This window comes from Rhodococcus sp. P4_F3_2, assembly GCF_056401335.1.
This window is the reverse complement of record NZ_JBFUJN010000160.1, coordinates 1-511: the sequence shown is the minus strand read 5'-3', so window position 1 is coordinate 511 and position 511 is coordinate 1. Positions and strand designations below refer to the sequence as shown.

Sequence of the window (511 nt, the reverse complement as noted above, 5' to 3'; positions counted from 1 at the left end):
CACTAAACCTAAGTGAAAATAAATAAGATCAAAGCAAGCGGGAAGTTTTATTCATTTCTAATTTTAAAGTTTGTTTTCCGCTTTCTTATAATATAAGGGGTGACTAGCTTTGAGGATTGTAGAGACGACTATTTTTACCATCGAACCTGATGATAATTGTTTAAATATCATTGATGCAGATTACAAAGATGAATATGGACTGGTCTTAGTTCAAAAACGCCATAATAGATTCGAATTGTCTGTAAACGGTACTACTCTTTATCCACGTTTAAAAATAAACTATCCTTTTGTCAGATGGATTGATTATAAGCATTTTTTGATAATGAATCCTAGAACTAAGGGAGAAAAGCACAATTTGTTTATTATGAATATCGACGGAGAAGTCATACGGTCATTCTATTGTGGAGATGCTGTGCAAGACGTAGTGGTTAGTAAAGAAGGAATATGGTGCAGCTATTTCGACGAAGGCGTTTTTGGTGAAGGGATATCAACAGAAGGGTTAGTATTATTT

At 33.7% G+C, this 511-nt stretch carries 1 protein-coding gene; it reads left to right on the top strand.

From position 1 onward, the window contains the following. Positions 1 to 109: 109 nt before the first annotated feature. Positions 110 to 511 (top strand): hypothetical protein (locus AC1DWA_RS33230; protein WP_477917712.1); only part of this gene is annotated, 402 nt, incomplete at its 3' end.